The sequence below is a fragment of the Phaeobacter porticola genome, assembly GCF_001888185.1.
Taxonomy (GTDB): domain Bacteria; phylum Pseudomonadota; class Alphaproteobacteria; order Rhodobacterales; family Rhodobacteraceae; genus Phaeobacter; species Phaeobacter porticola.
Genome location: NZ_CP016365.1, coordinates 22,954 through 41,662 on the forward strand (window position 1 = coordinate 22,954; position 18,709 = coordinate 41,662).

An 18,709-nucleotide genomic window follows, 5' to 3' on the forward strand; every position below is an offset into this window, starting at 1 on the left:
GTGATTGACGGAACAATGCATTTAGGCGCATATTGATCGCACTAAGTCACATATTTGGAAAATATGATGCATAGCAGTCAGGTTGATACAGCAGATCGTGCGCTATTGGCGCAATTGCAAAAGGATGCGCGTACCACCGTGCAAACGATGGCGGAGAAGTGCGGCCTGTCAACGGCGTCGGTTCAGCGGCGATTGCGGCGTTTGCGCGAGAGAGGGGTTTTGCAAAGAGAGGTCGCCCTTGTCGATCAGCACATGGTCGGATTGGGGGTGACGGCCATTGTCTCGGTCGAGTTGGAGCGTGATCGGCTGGACCAAATCGATGCGTTCAAACGCAAGGCGCGGGTCGATCCGCAGGTGTTGCATTTCTATTGCATCGCTGGTGATGCCGATTTTGTCATGGTTGTGGTTGCGCCTGATATCGCAGGCTATGAGGCCTTTACCCACCGCTTTTTCTTTGCCGATAGCAATGTGCGTAAATTTCGCACCTCGATCGTCGTCTCTACCGAGAAAAGCACGCAAGAGCTGCCACTGGACCTGTAGAGATGTCCAGAATTGCGGAGCTTGTGATCAGGCTTGTTCACGGCGTTAATGAAGATCATCGGCTACTGCTGGGTGGCGATGAAGTGGACCATGGCCATGGGCCGCCAGGTGTGGGTGATCTGCGGGCAGGTCCGGATGCTCATGTGGGATGGCCTCGTCAAGAGCGGTTGGTGTCTGATCGCTACGCCAGAGTTTTGCCGCCAACAATAATCCGCAAAGGGCAAGCGCTCCCAGCAACAGAAAGGCAGTGTCGAAACCGGCTTGGGCACCGATTTGCCCCGCCAGCGGGTAGGTCACCAGCCAGCAAGCGTGGCTGAGTGCGAACTGTGCCGCAAATAAGGTTGGGCGATCCGCTGGCACAGCGGAGCGACGCAATAACCGCCCAGTTGGGGTTAGTGCCAAGCTAAAACCAAAGCCCAGCACCGCCCAGAGTATAGTCAGCAGAAGAAAACTGTTCGCCAATGGGCCAAGCAGTAGTCCCAAGGTCAAAATAGCACCACCTGCCAGCATAGGCGGGCGATCCGGTAAATGATCCAGAACGCGCGGTAGCAGCAGCGCGGCACCCATGGAACCACCGCCAAAAGCGGCCAGAGCGATTGCGACCTGCGGTTCAGCCAGCTGTAAACGGCCCTTGACCATGACCACCGTGTTGACGATGACCATTGAGGACGCCGAGGCCACAACGATATTCAGGGCAAGCAAGCCGCGCAGTCTGGGCGTTGCAAGATAGAGGCGAATGCCTCGTGTGGTGCGATCCCAGATGCTGCTGGGTTTGGTTGATTTTGGTGACGGAATCGAAACGGAAACCACCAATAGGGCCGAGGCGAGAAACCCGATCACGGTGCCGCCAAACAATACCGGAAAGCTAACAATCGTTAGCAACGCAGCCGCCAACATTGGCGACAGCAGACTTTCCAGATCATAGGCCAGCCGCGACAGCGACAGGGCGCGGGTATATTGCGCCTCGTCCGGCAGTACGTCAGGGATAGTTGCCTGAAACGTCGGGGTAAATCCGGCAGAGGCCGCTTGCATCAGGAAAATCAGGCAGTAGATTTGCCAGACCTCGCTGACAAAGGGGAGCGCCAGGGCAACACAAGCGCGAATTATGTCCAGGGAAACCAGCATGGTACGACGCGGCAACCGGTCAGCCAATGCTGCAGCGATGGGGGCCAATCCGACATAGGCCACCATCTTGATTGCCAGCGCGGTTCCAAGCACAACGCCGGCGCCCGCGCCCGCGATCTGCCAGGCGAGCAGCCCAAGCGCGACCGTTGCCAGACCCGTGCCAACGAGGGCGAGGACCTGAGCGGCGAAAAGATGGCGATAGGTGCGATTGGCCAGCACTGACAGCATGGTGCCTATTGTCCCGTGGCTAGAGCGCATAGGTCAGCAAAAGGTACTGGATCCATGCGGCTGCTTGATGTCCCGACGCTACCTGTGCCACGCCGATCAGGCAACCGTGTGAAGAGCGGTGCCTGAACCTGCCTGTGACTGTAGCCAGGTGACGAGGTTGCTGACCTCAGGTCGGTGGCTGTTGCGATCTGAGGGAAGGACCAGATAATGTCCGTGCTGGGTCGACAGTGCCGTGTCGCTGGCACGTATCAATGTGCCACGCTCCAAGTAGGGGCGGGCAAAGACATCAGCGATTAGCGCGATCCCTAGACCCCGGCTCGCCAGTTCAAGTGCGATCAGGGATTGATCGACCTTATAGGTGGGCTCCGGGATTGTGACTTTTGGGTCATGTAGGGCAAAAAAATGCCGCCACGTGTCCACGACACCCGTCATTTCGATCATGGGCAGATTGTGTAGGTCAGAATGCGGGACAGAGCCGAGTAGGCTGGGTGGCGCAACGGCGATCACCTCGTTGTGCATAAGAGGCAGAACCGCTCCGTCCGGCCAATTGCCGTCGCCATAGCGGATATCAACATCAATCGATTCTCCTAGGGACGGCTCGCTCCAGGACGAGGACAGGACGCGCAGACGGCTGGCTGGGAATTGCGCTTTGTATTCTCCGAGCAGTGGCATCAACCAAAGCAGGTTCAAAGAAGTGAGGCAGCGCAGAGTTACCTCTTGTTCGAACCCTTTGCCAAACAGGTTCCACGTGGATGCGTCGATATCGGCAAATGCCTTGGCGACCACAGGCAGGTAGGCATGGCCCAATCGAGTGAGGTTGAGCAGTTTATGTTCGCGGCGGAATAGCTTGTGCCCCAGTTGCGCCTCAAGTCCGCGCACCTGGTAGCTGACGGCGGACGGCGTGAGGCCAAGCTCTTCGGCGGCAAGGGTAAAGCTGCCGTGGCGGGCACTGGCGTCAAAGGCGCGAAGCCAGTTCATCGGAGGAAGCTCGCTATACATGGGATCAGTATAGGTTACCTGCGAATTTTTTTAAGGTAGCGACGAATTATTTTTCGTTTTTAGAATTGGCGCCAGCTTTGTAACGCTTTGGTGAAAGAAATACAGTGGGCGTTTGGGCAAGTGACGACATTTGACTACATCATCATCGGAGCCGGGTCTGCTGGCTGTGTGCTGGCAGAAAGGTTGAGCCGGTCTGGTCGCCACAAGGTGCTGATCCTAGAGGCCGGTGGTCGTGGCCGTTCCCCTTGGATCGCGTTGCCTTTGGGCTATGGAAAGACATTCTTTAACCCGGCAATGAACTGGAAATACGAAAGCGAGCGCGAAGATACGCTTAATGGGCGCAAGGGCTATTGGCCGCGCGGTAAGGGGGTTGGTGGATCGGGTGCGATCAATGCACTGATCTATGCACGGGGCGTGCCGCAGGATTTCGACGACTGGGAAAGTGCTGGTGCCACCGGCTGGGGTTGGGACACCGTTCGCCAGACCTATGAGGCGATGGAAACTCAGACCGCCCCAGACGGCCAGAGGCGGGGCAATGGGCCACTACATGTGCAGGATGTGTCAGACCAGATCCACCCGGCGAACCGACATTTCTTTGCGGCGGCGTCACAGCTGGGGCTACCCAGCACAGCGGATATCAATGACCCTGACAGTGAAGGCGCAGCAGTTTACCGCATCAATACCAGTGGTGGCCGACGCATGCATTCGGCGCGGGCTTTTCTGTCGCCTGCGCTGAAGCGGCGCAATGTTACGCTGATGACCGGGGCGCTGGTCGAGCGGATCCTGTTCGAAGGTCGACGGGCCTCCTCGGTGCAAGTGCGACGCGGCGGTCAGTCCAGCCTCCTTCATGCAGGACGCGAGATCATCCTATCGGCGGGGGCTGTCGCGTCGCCATGTTTGTTGCAGAAATCCGGCATTGGGCCCTCAGGTCTGTTGCGGGAGCGGGGGGTCGAGGTTGTCCATGATATGGCCCAGGTTGGGGCCAATCTACAGGATCACCTTGGTATCAATTATTACTTCCGCGCCACTGAACCGACGTTGAACAATGTGCTGTCTCCGCTATCGGGCAAGATCCGCGCGGCTCTGCAATATGCGGTTCAGCGGCGGGGTCCTTTGGCGCTATCGGTAAACCAATGTGGGGGGTTCTTTCGCAGCGCGCCGGACCTGGGACGACCGGATCAGCAGCTCTACTTCAACCCGGTGACCTATACGACAACGCCGCAGGGCAAACGCGAGGTGATCCAGCCGGATCCTTTTGCGGGCTTTATCCTTGGCTTCCAGCCCGCGCGCCCGACCAGCCGTGGCCGGATTGATATTCGCAGCACCGACCCGGAAGCCGCGCCTTTGATCCGTCCGAACTCGCTGGCGACTGAGGAGGATCGGGCGCAGGCAGTTGCTGGAGGGCGTCTTTGCCAGCGCCTGGCGAACACGCCCGCGATTGATGGGCTGATTGAAGCAGCGATGGATCCCGATCTAAGGCGGATGTCCGATGCAGATATCCTGGCTGATTTTCGTGAGCGCTGCGGCACGGTGTTTCATCCCGTCGGCACCTGCCGCATGGGTGCTGATGCTGCCACCGCCGTTGTCTGCCCAAAGCTGAAGCTGCATGGGCTGGCAGGTTTGCGCGTCGTGGACGCCTCTGTTTTCCCGAATATCACCTCTGGCAATACCAATGCCCCTACGATGATGCTGGCCCACCGGGCAGCTGATCTGATCCTGGAGAGCCTATGAGCACACCATATTCCGCTTCTGGCGCGGTGCCAGTCAACCGTGATCGTGGACAACAACATGATACCGGGCCGCACATCCGCCGGATTGAGACGTTTTCCACGCCGTTGATTGGTTTTGTCCGGGTGACATCCGAAGATGGTCAACAAGGGTGGGGTCAGGTTTCTACCTATAACAGTGATCTGACCTGCGAGATCCTGCATCGACAGGTTGCCCCTTGGGCGCTTGGACGGGGCATGGATGCGTTAGAGGCGGTGGTTGCCGAAATCCCGCTGCGTGAACATAAGTATCCGGGCACCTATCTGCGCCGGGCTATGGCTGGGCTGGACACGGCGGTCTGGGACTGGCGCGGGAAGGTGGCTGAAAAACCGGTAGCTGAAATCCTGGGCGGGTCTGCCGGCCCAATTCGCGCCTACGGGTCTTCGATGCGGCGCGACATCACTCCGCAGGCCGAGGCGGACCGACTGAAACTCTTGCGCGACACACACGGGTTTGACGCCTTCAAGGTGCGGATCGGTGCTGAATGCGGTGAGGACCGGGATGAATGGCCGGGCCGAACCGAGGCGATTATTCCGACCATCCGCAGAGCGCTTGGCGATCAGGTGGCTTTGCTTGTCGATGGCAATTCCGGATTTTCACCCCAACGCGCGATTGAGCTGGGCCAGCGGTTGCAAGATCACGGATACGAACATTTCGAAGAGCCTTGTCCCTATTGGCTGTTGGAGCAGACGGCAGAGGTCACCCGTGCGCTGAACATAGATGTGGCGGGCGGAGAACAGGATTGGGACCTGCAGCAATGGCATCGCATGATCGATATGCGCGCGGTTGATATCATCCAGCCTGATATCCTCTATCTGGGGGGCATGACCCGCAGCATGGAGGTGGCGCAGTTGGGGGCGTCAGCGGGGCTGCCCTGCACACCGCATTGTGCCAACCTGTCGCTGGTGACCCTGTTCACAATGCACATGTTGCGCGCGGTCGATCGGCCGGGCCGCTATCTCGAGTTTTCGATTGAGGGCGATGACTATTACCCGTGGCAGCGCGACCTGTTCGTGAACGACCCGTTCCAGATCATTGATGGGCACGCCACGGTCACGGATCAGCCTGGTTGGGGTGTTGAGATACGCCCGGAATGGCTCGCTAAATCCAAATACACGTGCAGCGAGGACGCGCAATGACTGCTGATCAATTGATTGCTACTTATTTTGAAACGGGCAGGCCTCCTGACCTGCCGAGGGACCATTTTATTGATGGGCGACCAGCCGTGGCAGAGGCCGGTGATCGTATGGAGAGCTTTGATCCCGGTCGAGGCGTTGCGCTTGCAGATTTTGCTGTCGGCGATGCGGCGGACGTGGATCGGGCGGTGACCAGTGCTGTTGCAGGATTTGGCATCTGGGGCGCGACACCACCAGCCCAACGCTGTGCCATTCTGAATGAAGCCGCAAGGCTGATGCGAGCAGAAGCGGAGCAGCTTTCAGTTGTAGAGGCGCTTGACAGTGGCAAGACTCTGAATGAGGCGCGTGACGACATAGCTGGATCTGCGCGCCTGCTGGAGTATTATGCTGGCGCTGCCGATAAACTTGACGGGCGCAGCGTCAACCTGGGTAATGACAATGCGGCGTTTACCCTTCGCGAACCGGTTGGGGTGACGGCGCATATCGTGCCGTGGAATTACCCAACATCCACTTTGGTGCGTGGAATTGCGCCAGCACTTGCTGCGGGGTGTTCGGCAGTGGTGAAGCCAGCGGAGACGACGCCGTTCACCGCCTTGATGATTGCTGATCTATTGGTCCGCGCTGGATTGCCCGCCGGGGTGGTCAATGTGGTGACGGGCACAGGTATCGCCGCCGGGGCGCCCTTGGTACGTGATCCGCGGGTTCGACATGTAACAATTACCGGTTCGGTGGCGACCGGCGTCGGTGTGATGCAAAGCGTTGCGCCCAATGTGACGGGCCTGACGCTGGAATTGGGCGGAAAATCTCCGCTCATCGCCTTTGGTGACGCGGATGTGGACAAGGTGGTTGATGGGGCACTTTGGGCGATCTTCTCCAATGCGGGGCAGATCTGTTCGGCCGGATCGCGATTGCTGGTGCATCGGAGCATCCATGCCGAGGTTCGTGACAAGCTGGTGATCAAGGCTCGTGCTCTACGGATCGGCCACGGTCTGCGCAATCCAGACATGGGGGCGATCAATTCGGCCCGGCACCTGGCGCAGATTGCAGACCACGTTGAAAACGCCCGGAAAAGAGGTGTGGAAATCGTCTTGGGTGGTACAAGGGTTGTAGATCCTGACACCGGTGAGGGCTGGTTCTACGCGCCCACTATACTGGATGATTTGCCCGAGTCTGATGATGCTGTGTTGCGAGAGATCTTTGGCCCTGTTCTGGTAATTCAGGTGTTCGATGACGAAGCGGAAGCGCTTACTCTGGCCAATGGTACCGAGTTTGCGCTGGCCGCCGGGATCTATACGAAAGACATCTCGACCGCCCTGCGGATGGCGCGCCGGGTTGATGCGGGACAAGTGACCGTCAACGACTATTGGGCGGGCGGTATCGAACTGCCATTTGGTGGAAATCGAAAGTCTGGCTTTGGACGCGAGAAGGGACTGGAGGGGCTAGAAGCATATACCCGGTCCAAGGCGGTGACGCTGGCGGTGTAGCCATGAGGGCTGCGTCGGTTGCAGAGCAATGAGAATTGGAGCAATACCTGCCGGGTTGGTTGTGTAACCCTCCGCGCCGCCCCATCTTTGAGTAACGCAATAGGTTCAAGATGCCCAAAACACCAAGCCCCTGTATCGACGTCTGCAAGTTCAAACGTGAAGGCCACTGTATTGGCTGTTCAATGACCAAAGCGCAGAAATCGCTCTTTAAGGCGTTGAAGAAGGACAGTCATCGGCGCGCCTTTGTCAAAATGCTGACCGCGCAGCAGGGGCAATTGGGTAAATACACCCATTGGGACATTGCCTATCGTAGAAAGCTGATAAAACGAAAAATCGCGGTCGAGGATGTCCTCTGACCGCGATTTATATGGCGACCCTGGTGGGCTGATTCAGTCAAACTGAGCCTATGGCGAATTAGCCCGCTAGATGTGAGCGCAGGAACCACGCGAATTTTTCGTGTGTCTGTCCACGCGCAATACACAGATCTTCGGTCAGCGTATCGCCATGATCGGCGGCCAGCGCGCCAGTGCCTGCCAGGGTTGCGGCCAGCGTTTCTTGCGCATTCATCATGATACGGATCATTTCCTGATCGGTTGCGTGGCCATCGTGTTCGGAGACCTTCGACCGTTTCAGCATACCCGCCAATGTCCCCTCAGCGTGGACATCAAGCGCGCGCACACGCTCAGCCAGGTCATCCTGCCCGATAAAGTGATCTTCGTAGATCTTTTGGAACAGGTCGTGCAGGGGGCCAAATGCCATCCCTTTGACATTCCAATGAAAGTTCTGGGCCAGCATGGTGGTGACAGCGGTCTCTGCGACCGATTGATTTAAGGCATCGGCGATTGCGGTTTTTGCATCGGTCGATAGTGCGGCAGCAGTCTGTGTCATCGTATTCCCCATTGTTCCATTCCAGAGATAGCGGGCTGGCGAAAAGCTGGCTTGCTGTGGGAACATCATAGCCAATACGATGTATAGATCAAGCGCATTTAGAATTGTTCTAAGTTAAGATTGAATTGTCTCTGAAATACGCCCCAGTAAGAACCCGATATATCGACGTTTTGAAGGTTCAATGCGCGATGCGAGAAGAAACTTCAGACTGTCTAAATCCTCGTCCGCAATGCGGCAGAGGCAGCGCAATACCCAAGCTTCATCGAACGAGATCTCTACTGTCCCAGGGCGGAACCATTTGATTCGGCGTGTCAGTGCCTCGGGCAAGCACTTCACAAGGGTATCCACATATGTTCTCTTTGCGTCCTCTCCATCTACAAAGAGCAAAGCGCAGGCCTCAAACAGATCGGTTCGCGAAGCGACCCGGCAGTCCAACGCAGCCAGCCGCAACACATTGAGGATATTGTATTCTGCTGTGTCGAAGAGGGGGGCGCGGGCTGGGCAATCATGAATATATGTAGTCGTTGGGGATAGCGTCTGCATGGGTATCCTAAAGGCGGGTCCGCTGGGGTAGGCGCGCGTTCTTCGGCGTCCGGGTTAATTCCTGACTAAATACATAAGTTATTGATGCGCGGCAAGACTGACAGCGGTGCACTTGACCAATTCTGTACGTGCTATTGGCAATCGGGGTTTGGTTGGTCCATCCTGTCGTGTCGTCGGCGCGCGCCCGGTTCTCAGCGTCTAGGGTCAGGAGTTCTTCCTTGGTGCGTGAGATATGTTGGGTCAGTGCGGCGCAAGCATCATCAACACAACGTGCCTCCGCGAGGGTGAGCAGGTCTCGGTGCTCGAATTTGGCGGGTTCGCGGAGCGAGTTTTTTGTGACTGAGGCCCCGCGGTTGGTCGCGACCAGAACCAGACCCTCGGTGTCCAATCGTTTCAGCGCCTCGCGGATCGGCAGGTGGGACACATCGTATTCCTCTGCAAGCGCTTCCTGCCGGATCGCCTCGCCCTCGGCCAACTCACCACTGAGAATACGCTCACGCAGGTCATCTGCGATGCCATCAGCTAGAGAGCTGCGGGAGATGGCCGTTTGTCGACCATTTGCGCCTCGTAAATATGAGGGCTGCTGCTGATAGTGGCGCGTCTTAGTTCGTTTTAAGTCCACGGGGGGCCGGTGATTAACCGCAGTCGGTTGTCAGGCTCCCCAGGTGCCGCTGAGGCGATAGCCGCTTGGCCAATGCGAGACAGGGGTGTCTCTCACCGCGCAAGTTGGATCACTCGGATGTTTCTGATGTAGCATTACAATAAATATTAGTATACTTTTCTTGATGTTGTTTGGTCCAATCCCCACTCGACAGTGCGCAAACTGTGCTATGCGAGCGGGATGACGATGGTTCAGGTCGCTGAAGAAAGTGAGCTGACACCGAGTTTCATTTTGCAGGTGGAGCTCTGGTCAGTACCATGCCCATGAAGAACGCCAGCCACTAGTGCTATGTCTGCGTTTCGGGAACCGTTTGCGGCGGATCGGTAAACCTTACAATCCTGTCGCTCTTGTTCCTGGCATGGTTGTGTCAATTGAGCCGGGATACTACGAGGCAGAGCGTTTTGGTATTCGTATTGAGAATGTCTTTGAGATTGTGGAGAAAGTCGGCGGGTTCCTTGCATTCAGAAATATGACGCTGGGACCCATTCAAGCCGAAATGTTAATTCCTGCCAGGATCTCCGGCGTTGAGCGGGCCTGGTTGAATGCGTATCATGATGAAGTGTCACGCAAGTTGTGGCCATTATTAAGCAGGCAAGCCCGACACTGGCTGTCGTCTGTGACGGCGCCGGTTTAGTGCTGTCTACGTATCTAAAGCCTGTTGTGCCGCCGCGAGAAGCGGTGGAGATTTTCGTGTTAATCTGAGTGAAATTTAGCGGGTAATACCGTTATGATGCGCGTTTCGAAACGGGTGATCAACACTTTGTTCAGGCGGATATGAGAAGGGTTGGTGATTACGAGCCTTCCAAGTGGAGATATCAATGCCAGCTCTGTTCAATACCATTTCAGGCAAGCTTCTTGCCGCGACCACGGTTGTCATCACCGGGTTGATGCTGTGCTTCAGTGTCTACACTGCCCTGAATGAATCCGCGAATGTCAGGGAGCGCGTGCTTGATGGGGCGTCACAACGCGCATCAGACGTTGCCCAAAGTCTGTCGTCACAATTGATCGAAGCAACTTCGGCTGCGGCGGCACTGGGGGGGGCGCTGTCTGGATATATCGAAGATGGGGACGCCTCTACCGCAGATCTGATCAAGATCATGGAAGGGGTGCCCGGTCGATACGATCTGGTGTTTTCCTCCTGGATGTCTGCCATCCCCGATGGAGCGACCGAAGACTTCATTTCTGGCCCCGACGGCCGAAATGCAGACGGTATCTTCGCGGCATATTGGACCAAGAACGATACTGGTGGTTTGAATTTCGAGACTTTCAATGTGGACCCCACTGATACATCGGAATGGTATCGCCTTCCCATCGATACTGGTGAAAGCGTCATTACCGAACCCTATCTTTCCAATGAAAACCGCTTGCTGACATCTGTATCGGTCCCTGTAACGGCGAAAGGGCAGATTGTCGGCGTGGCGGGTGTGGATATTGTGCTCGATAACCTCGGTGAATTTGTGAGTGGGCTGTCTGTTTACGATGGCGGGCATGTGATGCTGCTGGGTCAAGGTGGTAAATGGTTGTCACATCCAGATCCAGAATTGCTGATCCAGGATTTTGAAGGTGACGAAGTCGCGAAATTTCAGGCGGCGATCGAGACTGGTGACACACAGATTGTTGCTGATCGTGCTGATGGATCCACCCGGCTGTTCTTTCCGTTCACTGCTTACGGCATGAACAAGACCTGGGTGGTTGTTCTGGACGTGCCGCGCCACGTTTTTGTCAATCCGGTGAAGGAGAGCATTTATGAGCAGTTGATCACCAATGTTCTGCTGCTTGCGCTGACGCTTGCGACCATCTTCTTTTCAGTGCGTTCTCTGGTGCGCCGCCCTCTGGGTAAGATGCTTGGCGTCATGAATGATTTGTCGGCTGGCAAAGTACATGATCCTGTCAGTATGCCGAAACGTAAGGATGAAATTGGCGCGATGGCCGTTTCCATTGAAACTCTGCGCCAGGGGCTTGCAACCAAGGAGGAGCTTGAGGCAACCCAGCTGCGTGAACAGCAACAGCAGGAAGACGTTGTTCGCACACTTGCTCAGAATCTCCAGCAGCTTGCAGGCGGCCGCCTAGACGTAAAAATTCACGACGAAATGCCAGGGCAATATGAGCCGCTGCGCCAGGATTTTAACAATACTGTTGAACAGTTGAGCAAGCTCATCACAGCTGTGAACGACTCCGCAGGGTCGATTGATACGGGGCTGACAGAGATTTCGTCGGCGACCAATGACCTTTCTCAACGAACCGAACGCTCAGCGTTGCAGCTTGAAGAGACAGCAGCATCGCTAAGTGAACTGACGCGAAACGTACAGCATGTCGCCAGCGGCGCGCGCGAAACCGAAGCCTTGGTCACATCGGTAAGCCAGAACGCGACAAACAGTGCTGCGGTTGCACGCGAAACCGTAGAGGCAATGGACTCGATTGCTGCAACGTCGGAGCAGATTACACGGATTACCGGGATGATCGACGATATCGCTTTCCAGACAAATCTGCTCGCCCTCAATGCGGGAGTGGAAGCCGCACGCGCAGGGGAGGCAGGTCGTGGCTTCTCTGTCGTCGCTGCGGAGGTTCGTAGTCTAGCGTTGCGTTCGTCTGAATCCGCTCTTGAAATCAAGACGTTGATTACATCCTCTGGTGCACAGGTTGCACATGGGGTCGATCTTGTGGGCCGTACCAACGACTCCCTCACAACAATCATGGACGCAATCGGCAGCATCTCGGACCATGTGGGCAATATCGCCAAACAGGCAGATGAGCAGTCCAGTGGCATCTCTGAACTGAATGGCGCCATGAGTACGTTGGAAGCGGCGCAGCAGCAGAACGCAGCCATGTGCGAAGAGACCGCTGCGGCTTGTAGTTCGCTGGATCACGAAACCACGAACCTGTCGAGGTTGGTTGCGGCATTCCAATCAGGTGATAGTCGCCAGCCTAACCAGGCCTCACAGCAGGCCAACTATGTGGCGGCAGCCTAGCCTTTACGAGATCACTGGGTATCAACGTCGCAATGACGTAGGTATTGGGCGACGACGAGTTCGGTTTTTTATATCGTTGTCAGGAGCGGCACGTCGTTTGGCGTGCCGCTCCTTGGCGATGTAACGTGCGTTTTGTGGGCGCGTTCACTCTAGATACCGTTGTTACGACCAACCCGATGGGTGGTTTATGCTAGGTATTGACCGCATGGAAACGTTGAAAACCTTGTTGCGTGTCAAATTGACCAAATATTGAGGTTGGTTAGATGCATGACGTCCGAACCGGGGGGCGTCACTCTATTAGTGCTTGATGACTGGGTCGATGCAAAGTGAGTGATCTGCTCTGGGCAAATTCTCTCACCGTGAAGAAGATTCTGGCCAACCGATTTTGGAGCAGACGAATGCGTAATAGCCGTTTCACCGAGGCGAAAATCATCGGGATGATCAAAGAGGAGGAGTTCAATCGCTGTGGAATTGATCTAGCAAATCAATTGTAGTGCCGAACGGGATACCGACAACTGAGGTGGCCCGTCGGCGAGCCGTGGACTGAGCTCGATAGTATCGCTCGAACGCGCGACTATCCCTGCATGGTGGTCAGCGACAATGGGACCGAATTGACGTCGAATGCCATTCTGAAATGGCAGGAAGACCGGAAGGTCGAATGGCATTACATCGCGCCAGGCAAGCCCATGCAGAACGATTTTGTCGAGAGCTTCAATGGCCGCCTCCGAGACGAGTGCCTCAACGAGCACCTGTTTGCCAACCTGCGCCACGTCCGAGAGCTGATCGCGGCCTGGCGTGACGATTACAATCACCATTGCCCCCACACGAGCCTCGACGGGCTCACTTCGTGGGAGTATCACCAACGGTCAATAGAGGACCAAAGACTGAACAGAGCGAACTAATAAGCGCGGACTCCAAGGGGAGCACGTCTGGGGAACAAAATGCCAAAGCGAACGCGCTAGGCGCTTGAGATGTTTGAGGACTCAACGCCTGCTGCGCTTGTCAAGCCCGAGGCCGACGACCAATATAAAATCAAACCCACGGATCCCTCGTCACGAACGAGGGGTCCGTGGGCGGCAGGTCATGAGCGGGCATGCCCGAAGATGTGTCCTGCTGTTTGGTTGACTGCAAACTGGCACGCTGCTTGTAAGTCCCGAGCGAAACTTCGCTTTGGATTCCTTCCATAATCTAGGCCAACTGGGAAGGCGACGCTTAGGTCTCGTGGACTGCCGTGCCGAATGAGCAATACGCTTTAGGGCATCAGGGATCTTATTCTCAGGGAGCACCCCGATTGCTGCTACCGCGAATTCTAGCACGGATTTGCTGCAGGCGATCGCCACCGACCAGAAATATCATTATGAGATACGTTGGGATGGAAACCGCGAACTGCGCCAAGAGCTGTGGCGTGCCGTACATGGGGGGACCTAGTTCACGCAGGGCAAAAAGCGCTATTGCCATCATCGAAACCGAAATTAGGGCAGGTCGCAAGGCGTCGAACAGATAGGTTGCGGCTGATATTTCAAGGATTTGCAATGTTTTGCGCGTCGCAATCGGCCAGAGTAGGAAAGAGATCCCGACCAGTGCAGTCATGATCTGGTTGAGCCCATCGGGTGCGAAGATCAAAATCGCGGCGAAGCCAGAGAGACTGACCACGAGCTCGAAACCGAACCACCACCCAGCATGGCCGGAAAATCGGACCAACGAGGCCTGCATGACCCCAATGCTCATAAGTAGACCCAGCATTGAAAAACATTGGAGTGGGTAGATCGATGCCAGCCATTTACTACCAAAAACAAACGGGATTGCAGTTGGTGCCACAATGATAAATCCGATGAACAACGGAAAGGCTGCGGTCGCGGCGGCAAAACTGGCGAGGATAAACGCTTCGCGTCGCTGCTCTTTCTCGGCCTGTAGGCTTGCAAACAACACGCGTGTCACCGGCAGAAGGGTGCCAGTGGTCAGTTCCTGAAGGATTTCGTTGATACGGCGTGCAAAGAAAAAGACACCGAGGACAGCAGGACCGGCAACGATTCCAAGAAGGATTTGGTTGATTTTGGTCGGTTCAATCATGCGCCCGCCCATGGTGAAAAGGGTAAAGCCGCGCAAATCAGCCAAAGCATTCCGCGACAGTTGCAGGCCAGGACGCCAGTGGGCTGTCGAAAAGGATACAACGCAGCCCACGACGGCCGTGATCACTTGCGCCATGATCAACGCCCAAATCGCATAGCCTTGCAGAACGAGTAACAGACAGCCCGCAGCACCCAACCCATTGGCAAGCGTGGTTCGCAGTGCGATTTTGCGAAACTCCATTCGGCGATTCACCAGCGCGGCGGGGATGTTTCCGAGCGCGATGAACAGAATACGGAGCGATAGAACTGGTAAAATAATTGCGAGGCTGCTGAGGTTGGTCCAGGACGCGATCAGAGGAGCGCCGAACACCAGCCCGCCAATGCAAGCCAAAGCGATCAACATGGTTAACCAAAAAGCACTGTCCAGATGGGCCTGTCGCAGGTCACTGCGTTGTATGATTGCGTCACCGAGTGGCAGTGGCACCAGCGTCATGACCCAGATTACGATAGAGGTGGCAAGCGCCACCGCGCCAAAATCGGCAGGCTCGAGTAGCAGCGAGGTGACGAGAAACACGACCACGGTCAGACCATTGCTGACCATGATATTGACGAACGACCAGAATACGCCAATCAACGCGAGACGGCCGCGGCCCTGCGAGATATGGCTATGTGTCGACGCGTCAGTATTGCTGTCGTGCATTATGCATCTTCCCGGTTTGCATTTAGGGACTGCGATCTTGCGTGGGCCATATGTAGATGGCACCCTCTGTTCCCTCGACTTCTTGGGGATGGTATAGCATAGCTCTTAACGCGGTCTTTACCGTCCGGTGCGCCCGACAACAGATAGGCCGGTGAGAAGGATCAGTTTGATATCAAAACCAAATGTCTGTCTTTGTTGATAGTCGATATCAAAGGATACCCGATCTTCATAGCTTACGTCGTTGCGGCCCGACACTTGCCACAGGCCGGTGATTCCGGGCCTCTGGCTCAAGTAGACTTTGGCGGCCGGGCCGTATTTGCTCAGTTCACATCGTACAATGGGCCGTGGACCGACAAAGCTCATATCACCACGCAACACGTTCCAAACTTGCGGCAGCTCATCCAGACTGCTCCGGCGCAGGAATTGACCGAAGCCGGTGATACGCGGATCGTGGCTGAGCTTGCGATCACGGGCCCATTCCAGAGCGGCAGTGGCATCGGTTTTCAGATGGTCTGTCAGGATATCTTCGGCACCGTGGATCATGGTCCGGATTTTCCAACAAGTGAAAGGGGTTCCATCTTTGCCAATCCGCGTGTGCCCAAAAAAACCAGGGCCGCCATCTCTACGACTGAGCAACCAGAGGCTGGCGATGACCGGTGCCAGCATCGGCAACAGTGCCAAGGCCAGCACGATATCCAACAGGCGTTTCCCGACCGTCGCATAGACGCCGATGCGATCCTGAGCATTTCCACATCCACCGGTTGGCGGGCGCAGGTGGTCCAGATTTGCGAAATCGCTCATGTCTTACCTCAGTCATTTGCCTCGTGGTGCCGACATTCGTGTCGACCGGGTCATCTGTCGTCTTGTGTGACTGTGACCTCTTCCGCTTTTCCTAAGATTTGATTTAAATTCGTGGCAAGAATTTGTCTTAATCAGAGTATTGCTAGGGCTTTGTTGGAAAGTAGAAGCAAATTTCGATCATTCTTTTCGATGCGTTTTGTATGTGTCATGGCAAGATTGGCGTTGGACAGCTGGTTCCCTGCATGGCTCCACCCATTCATGGGTTTGGTAGTTCCTGCGTCGAAAAACAGGATCGTTTGATCGGGAATTGACAGTTTCCGGTCAGCATATTAATTTGAATGATGAAATAAATAATCTGCAAGACACCCGGGATTTTGTGACAGAAGGATTCCCCACAATGTCACCGCCATGTCCAACCCCACCCACAACGCTGCTACAACATTCTCATTTACCTAAAGATGCAGCCCAGCAACTGCGTTGGCTGGACTTGCAAAATGACCACTTGCGGATGCGAGTTCTAAACTTTGGTGCAATCACTGCGCGATTGGATTTACGAAGCGAAGATCATTGGCAACCCATGGTGCTGGGGTATCGTGATGCGGCGGCATACCTTGGCGATCCTTTCTATCTGGGCGCAATCGTTGGCAGGTTGGCCAACCGGGTTGGTGGAGCAAGCTTTCATGTACTGGATCAGCGAATTAGCCTAGATGCGAATGAGGGAACCAACCAATTGCATGGTGGTACAGCAGGTTTGGGGCGCGTATTTTGGGATATTCAGCAGGCAAATGAGGATACCGTTGAGCTGCGGTATGTGTCCGTGGCTGGTGAAAATGGGTATCCTGGTCGGGCCGAGATTATGATGCAAATCAAGCTGTCAGAGAGCGGTGTCACCTATGACATGTCGGCCACTGTTGATCAGGCCACTCCGATCAACCTTGCTCAGCACAATTATTACACGCTGGGCGTCAATGGGGATATCTGGGGGCATCGACTTTATTGCGAGGCTGAACATTATCTGAGACTGCGCCAGGATGGGACACCCACAGGTGAGATGGCGTCAGTTGTGGGTAGCAGGTTTGATTACTCCACGGGTCGAAGCTTTGGTCGGCTGGATCCCATGCGCCAGGGTACGGATACTCATGTGATCTTTCCAAAAGCCGCTGTCAGTACAGGTGCGGATCAGCAGCGCGAAGTCGCCCGTTTGGTTGCTCCGAACGGGATGGGTCTGCGGGTCTGCTCTGACCAGCCTGGGGCGCAGATCTACACCGCCCGTCATTTGGATAGCACGTTGGCTGCGCAGGAACAGCAGCGTTTGCGGCCATTTTCAGCAGTCTGCATCGAACCTCAGGGGTTTCCTGATGCCGTCAATCAGCCTGGTTTTCCTAGCGTTATGGTCCACCCGGATGCGCCTTATCGCCAGAGCCTGACATTGACGTTCACCCAAGGTGAGGATGTGCAGAATGATTGAGCGTTTGGCCATGATCGGGGTGTTTAGCGGTGTGTTGATTTGCGTCAGTGGCGCAGTCGTGGCTGATGGCAGCAGTCAAATTCCAGACCTGGGGCCGCGACCGGAGTTTGCCCCGGTTGATCCGGTGGCGGCGGAGTTGGGGCAGTTGTTGTTCTATGACCCGATCCTGTCAGGCAATCGCAATATCAGCTGTGCCAGCTGTCATCATCCACGATTTGGGACGGGCGATGGGGTGTCGCTGTCACTGGGGGAAGGTGCGGCTATTCTGGGGGCGGGTCGACGGGTGAATCCTGACAACGTGCCTGAACAACGTATACCGCGAAATGCGCCAAGCCTGTGGAATTTGGGGGCCGAGGGAATGAACGTCATGTTCCATGACGGCCGGTTGGAGGCCGATCCCGCCTATGAGGCAGGCATTCGCACCCCGCTAGAGGGCGATATGGTTGCCGGATTTGATTCCGCGCTCTCGGCGCAGGCAATGTTTCCGGTGTTGTCGGCTGATGAGATGGCTGGTCACTACGGAGAGAATGACATTTCGCGCGCCGTACGGCTCGGACAGCTAAGCCATCCGGGCGGGGCTTGGGATCTTATCGCCGCACGGGTCGCTGAGGTTGCCGCGTATCGGCAACGCTTTGACGAGGTGATCGGGACAAATGAACCGATCCGTTTTACCGATATCGGCAATATGCTTGCGGCTTTTATCCGCTTCGAATGGCGGGCAGATGATAGCCCCTTTGATCGCGCCATGATGGGGCATGGGGATCTGCCGGTTGCGGCGGCGCGTGGGCAGGCGTTGTTTTATGGCGTAGCTGGTTGCAGCGCATGTCATTCCGGCTGGTTGCAGACAGACAACGCGTTTTACGCCATCGCGATGCCACAGCTTGGGCCGGGAAAGGCCGCGCGTTTTGAGACACATGCCCGTGATGACGGGCGCTTGCGGGTGACTGGGGATCCTGCTGATGCCTATCGCTTTCGTACGCCATCGCTGCGCAATGTGGCCTTGACGGCCCCCTATGGTCATAGCGGTGCCTATGCTACGCTAGAGGCCGTGGTGCGTCATCATCTCGACCCTGTTACTGGGTTAGACGCCTATGATCGCAGTCAGATCGTTCTGCCAACGCTTGCAGGTGCGTATGACTGGGTGGTGATGGATGATCAGGTCGAGCGTGATCGCATTGCTGCCGCGAATGATCTGGCACCTGTTGTATTGAACGAGAGGGATCTGGCTGATCTTGTGGCCTTTCTTGGGGTGCTCACTGACAGCGCTGCCGCAGCGGGGCGGCTAGGGGTGCCGGAAACGGTACCCTCGGGATTACCGGTGGAGCATTGAT

Annotated in this window: 16 protein-coding genes and 1 pseudogene; 10 read left to right on the plus strand and 7 right to left on the minus strand. The window is 56.0% G+C overall.

Going from position 1 to position 18,709, the window contains the following annotated elements:
• Positions 1-66: 66 nt before the first annotated feature.
• Complete coding sequence (locus PhaeoP97_RS17620) at positions 67-540, plus strand: Lrp/AsnC family transcriptional regulator (RefSeq protein WP_072506575.1); 474 nt, start codon at positions 67-69, stop codon at positions 538-540.
• A 45-nt stretch (positions 541-585) separates the two neighbouring features.
• Here the strand turns inward: PhaeoP97_RS17620 and PhaeoP97_RS17625 are convergent, their stop codons facing one another.
• Both PhaeoP97_RS17625 and PhaeoP97_RS17630 read right to left on the minus strand, forming a co-directional pair.
• The gene (locus tag PhaeoP97_RS17625; RefSeq protein ID WP_072506576.1) at positions 586-1,893 is read right to left on the minus strand and encodes an MFS transporter; all 1,308 of its coding nucleotides are present in this window, start codon (positions 1,891-1,893) and stop codon (positions 586-588) included.
• 96 nt (positions 1,894-1,989) lie between these two features.
• A complete protein-coding gene (locus PhaeoP97_RS17630; RefSeq protein WP_237029037.1) occupies positions 1,990-2,871 on the minus strand; it encodes a LysR substrate-binding domain-containing protein in 882 nt (293 codons plus the stop codon).
• Positions 2,872-3,012: 141 nt separating this feature from the next.
• On the opposite strand from PhaeoP97_RS17630, the gene PhaeoP97_RS17635 reads away from it, so the two are divergent.
• The 4 genes from PhaeoP97_RS17635 to PhaeoP97_RS17650 all read left to right on the plus strand — a co-directional run bounded on the left by PhaeoP97_RS17635 (position 3,013) and on the right by PhaeoP97_RS17650 (position 7,635).
• Positions 3,013-4,623, plus strand: coding sequence for a GMC family oxidoreductase (locus tag PhaeoP97_RS17635; protein WP_072506578.1), 1,611 nt, complete (start codon positions 3,013-3,015; stop codon positions 4,621-4,623).
• The gene (locus PhaeoP97_RS17640; protein ID WP_072506579.1) at positions 4,620-5,798 is read left to right on the plus strand and encodes a mandelate racemase/muconate lactonizing enzyme family protein; all 1,179 of its coding nucleotides are present in this window, start codon (positions 4,620-4,622) and stop codon (positions 5,796-5,798) included. Before PhaeoP97_RS17635 ends, PhaeoP97_RS17640 begins: the two co-directional genes overlap by 4 nt.
• On the plus strand, positions 5,795-7,279 hold the full coding sequence (locus PhaeoP97_RS17645) for an aldehyde dehydrogenase family protein (RefSeq protein ID WP_072506580.1): 1,485 nt from the start codon (positions 5,795-5,797) through the stop codon (positions 7,277-7,279). Before PhaeoP97_RS17640 ends, PhaeoP97_RS17645 begins: the two co-directional genes overlap by 4 nt.
• Before the next feature lie 110 nt (positions 7,280-7,389).
• On the plus strand, positions 7,390-7,635 hold the full coding sequence (locus PhaeoP97_RS17650; protein WP_072506581.1) for a DUF1289 domain-containing protein: 246 nt from the start codon (positions 7,390-7,392) through the stop codon (positions 7,633-7,635).
• Between the two features lie 58 nt (positions 7,636-7,693).
• Here the strand turns inward: PhaeoP97_RS17650 and PhaeoP97_RS17655 are convergent, their stop codons facing one another.
• The 3 genes from PhaeoP97_RS17655 to PhaeoP97_RS20915 all read right to left on the minus strand — a co-directional run bounded on the left by PhaeoP97_RS17655 (position 7,694) and on the right by PhaeoP97_RS20915 (position 9,332).
• The gene (locus tag PhaeoP97_RS17655; protein WP_072506582.1) at positions 7,694-8,167 is read right to left on the minus strand and encodes a Dps family protein; all 474 of its coding nucleotides are present in this window, start codon (positions 8,165-8,167) and stop codon (positions 7,694-7,696) included.
• A 114-nt stretch (positions 8,168-8,281) separates the two neighbouring features.
• Complete coding sequence (locus tag PhaeoP97_RS17660; RefSeq protein WP_072506583.1) at positions 8,282-8,710, minus strand: hypothetical protein; 429 nt, start codon at positions 8,708-8,710, stop codon at positions 8,282-8,284.
• 7 nt (positions 8,711-8,717) lie between these two features.
• Complete coding sequence (locus PhaeoP97_RS20915; RefSeq protein WP_072506584.1) at positions 8,718-9,332, minus strand: GntR family transcriptional regulator; 615 nt, start codon at positions 9,330-9,332, stop codon at positions 8,718-8,720.
• Positions 9,333-9,654: 322 nt separating this feature from the next.
• Here PhaeoP97_RS20915 and PhaeoP97_RS17670 point away from each other — a divergent pair, with 322 nt between their 5' ends.
• The 3 genes and pseudogenes from PhaeoP97_RS17670 to PhaeoP97_RS17680 form a co-directional block, all read left to right on the plus strand.
• Positions 9,655-10,005 carry a M24 family metallopeptidase C-terminal domain-containing protein gene (locus PhaeoP97_RS17670; RefSeq protein ID WP_072506585.1) on the plus strand — a complete coding sequence of 117 codons (351 nt, stop codon included), beginning with the start codon at positions 9,655-9,657 and terminating at the stop codon, positions 10,003-10,005.
• Positions 10,006-10,468: 463 nt separating this feature from the next.
• A complete protein-coding gene (locus PhaeoP97_RS17675; protein ID WP_237029038.1) occupies positions 10,469-12,340 on the plus strand; it encodes a methyl-accepting chemotaxis protein in 1,872 nt (623 codons plus the stop codon).
• A gap of 545 nt (positions 12,341-12,885) precedes the next feature.
• Positions 12,886-13,242, plus strand: a pseudogene (locus PhaeoP97_RS17680) (integrase core domain-containing protein); the annotation flags it as partial.
• A gap of 373 nt (positions 13,243-13,615) precedes the next feature.
• Here PhaeoP97_RS17680 and PhaeoP97_RS17685 read toward each other — a convergent pair.
• Positions 13,616-15,109, minus strand: a complete 1,494-nt coding sequence (locus PhaeoP97_RS17685; protein ID WP_072506587.1) for an oligosaccharide flippase family protein — start codon at positions 15,107-15,109, stop codon at positions 13,616-13,618.
• A 117-nt stretch (positions 15,110-15,226) separates the two neighbouring features.
• Positions 15,227-15,910, minus strand: coding sequence for a sugar transferase (locus PhaeoP97_RS17690; protein WP_072506588.1), 684 nt, complete (start codon positions 15,908-15,910; stop codon positions 15,227-15,229).
• A 397-nt stretch (positions 15,911-16,307) separates the two neighbouring features.
• Between PhaeoP97_RS17690 and PhaeoP97_RS17695 the strand changes: the two genes are divergently transcribed.
• The gene (locus PhaeoP97_RS17695) at positions 16,308-17,378 is read left to right on the plus strand and encodes an aldose epimerase family protein (RefSeq protein WP_072506718.1); all 1,071 of its coding nucleotides are present in this window, start codon (positions 16,308-16,310) and stop codon (positions 17,376-17,378) included.
• Entirely contained in the window at positions 17,371-18,708 is a 1,338-nt protein-coding gene (locus tag PhaeoP97_RS17700) for a cytochrome-c peroxidase (protein WP_237029040.1), read from the plus strand. Before PhaeoP97_RS17695 ends, PhaeoP97_RS17700 begins: the two co-directional genes overlap by 8 nt.
• Position 18,709: the final 1 nt, after the last annotated feature.

What these genes read in the sequence shown, in the direction of transcription:
- PhaeoP97_RS17690 (WP_072506588.1), bottom strand. Translation starts at nt 15,910, where the DNA reads ATGAGCGATTTCGCAAATCTGGACCACCTGCGCCCGCCAACCGGTGGA.
- PhaeoP97_RS17685 (WP_072506587.1), bottom strand. Translation starts at nt 15,109, where the DNA reads ATGCACGACAGCAATACTGACGCGTCGACACATAGCCATATCTCGCAG.
- PhaeoP97_RS17695 (WP_072506718.1), top strand. Translation starts at nt 16,308, where the DNA reads ATGTCACCGCCATGTCCAACCCCACCCACAACGCTGCTACAACATTCT.
- PhaeoP97_RS17645 (WP_072506580.1), top strand. Translation starts at nt 5,795, where the DNA reads ATGACTGCTGATCAATTGATTGCTACTTATTTTGAAACGGGCAGGCCT.
- PhaeoP97_RS17675 (WP_237029038.1), top strand. Translation starts at nt 10,469, where the DNA reads ATGGAAGGGGTGCCCGGTCGATACGATCTGGTGTTTTCCTCCTGGATG.
- PhaeoP97_RS17630 (WP_237029037.1), bottom strand. Translation starts at nt 2,871, where the DNA reads ATGAACTGGCTTCGCGCCTTTGACGCCAGTGCCCGCCACGGCAGCTTT.
- PhaeoP97_RS17640 (WP_072506579.1), top strand. Translation starts at nt 4,620, where the DNA reads ATGAGCACACCATATTCCGCTTCTGGCGCGGTGCCAGTCAACCGTGAT.
- PhaeoP97_RS17700 (WP_237029040.1), top strand. Translation starts at nt 17,371, where the DNA reads ATGATTGAGCGTTTGGCCATGATCGGGGTGTTTAGCGGTGTGTTGATT.
- PhaeoP97_RS17650 (WP_072506581.1), top strand. Translation starts at nt 7,390, where the DNA reads ATGCCCAAAACACCAAGCCCCTGTATCGACGTCTGCAAGTTCAAACGT.
- PhaeoP97_RS17625 (WP_072506576.1), bottom strand. Translation starts at nt 1,893, where the DNA reads ATGCTGTCAGTGCTGGCCAATCGCACCTATCGCCATCTTTTCGCCGCT.
- PhaeoP97_RS17660 (WP_072506583.1), bottom strand. Translation starts at nt 8,710, where the DNA reads ATGCAGACGCTATCCCCAACGACTACATATATTCATGATTGCCCAGCC.
- PhaeoP97_RS17620 (WP_072506575.1), top strand. Translation starts at nt 67, where the DNA reads ATGCATAGCAGTCAGGTTGATACAGCAGATCGTGCGCTATTGGCGCAA.
- PhaeoP97_RS17655 (WP_072506582.1), bottom strand. Translation starts at nt 8,167, where the DNA reads ATGACACAGACTGCTGCCGCACTATCGACCGATGCAAAAACCGCAATC.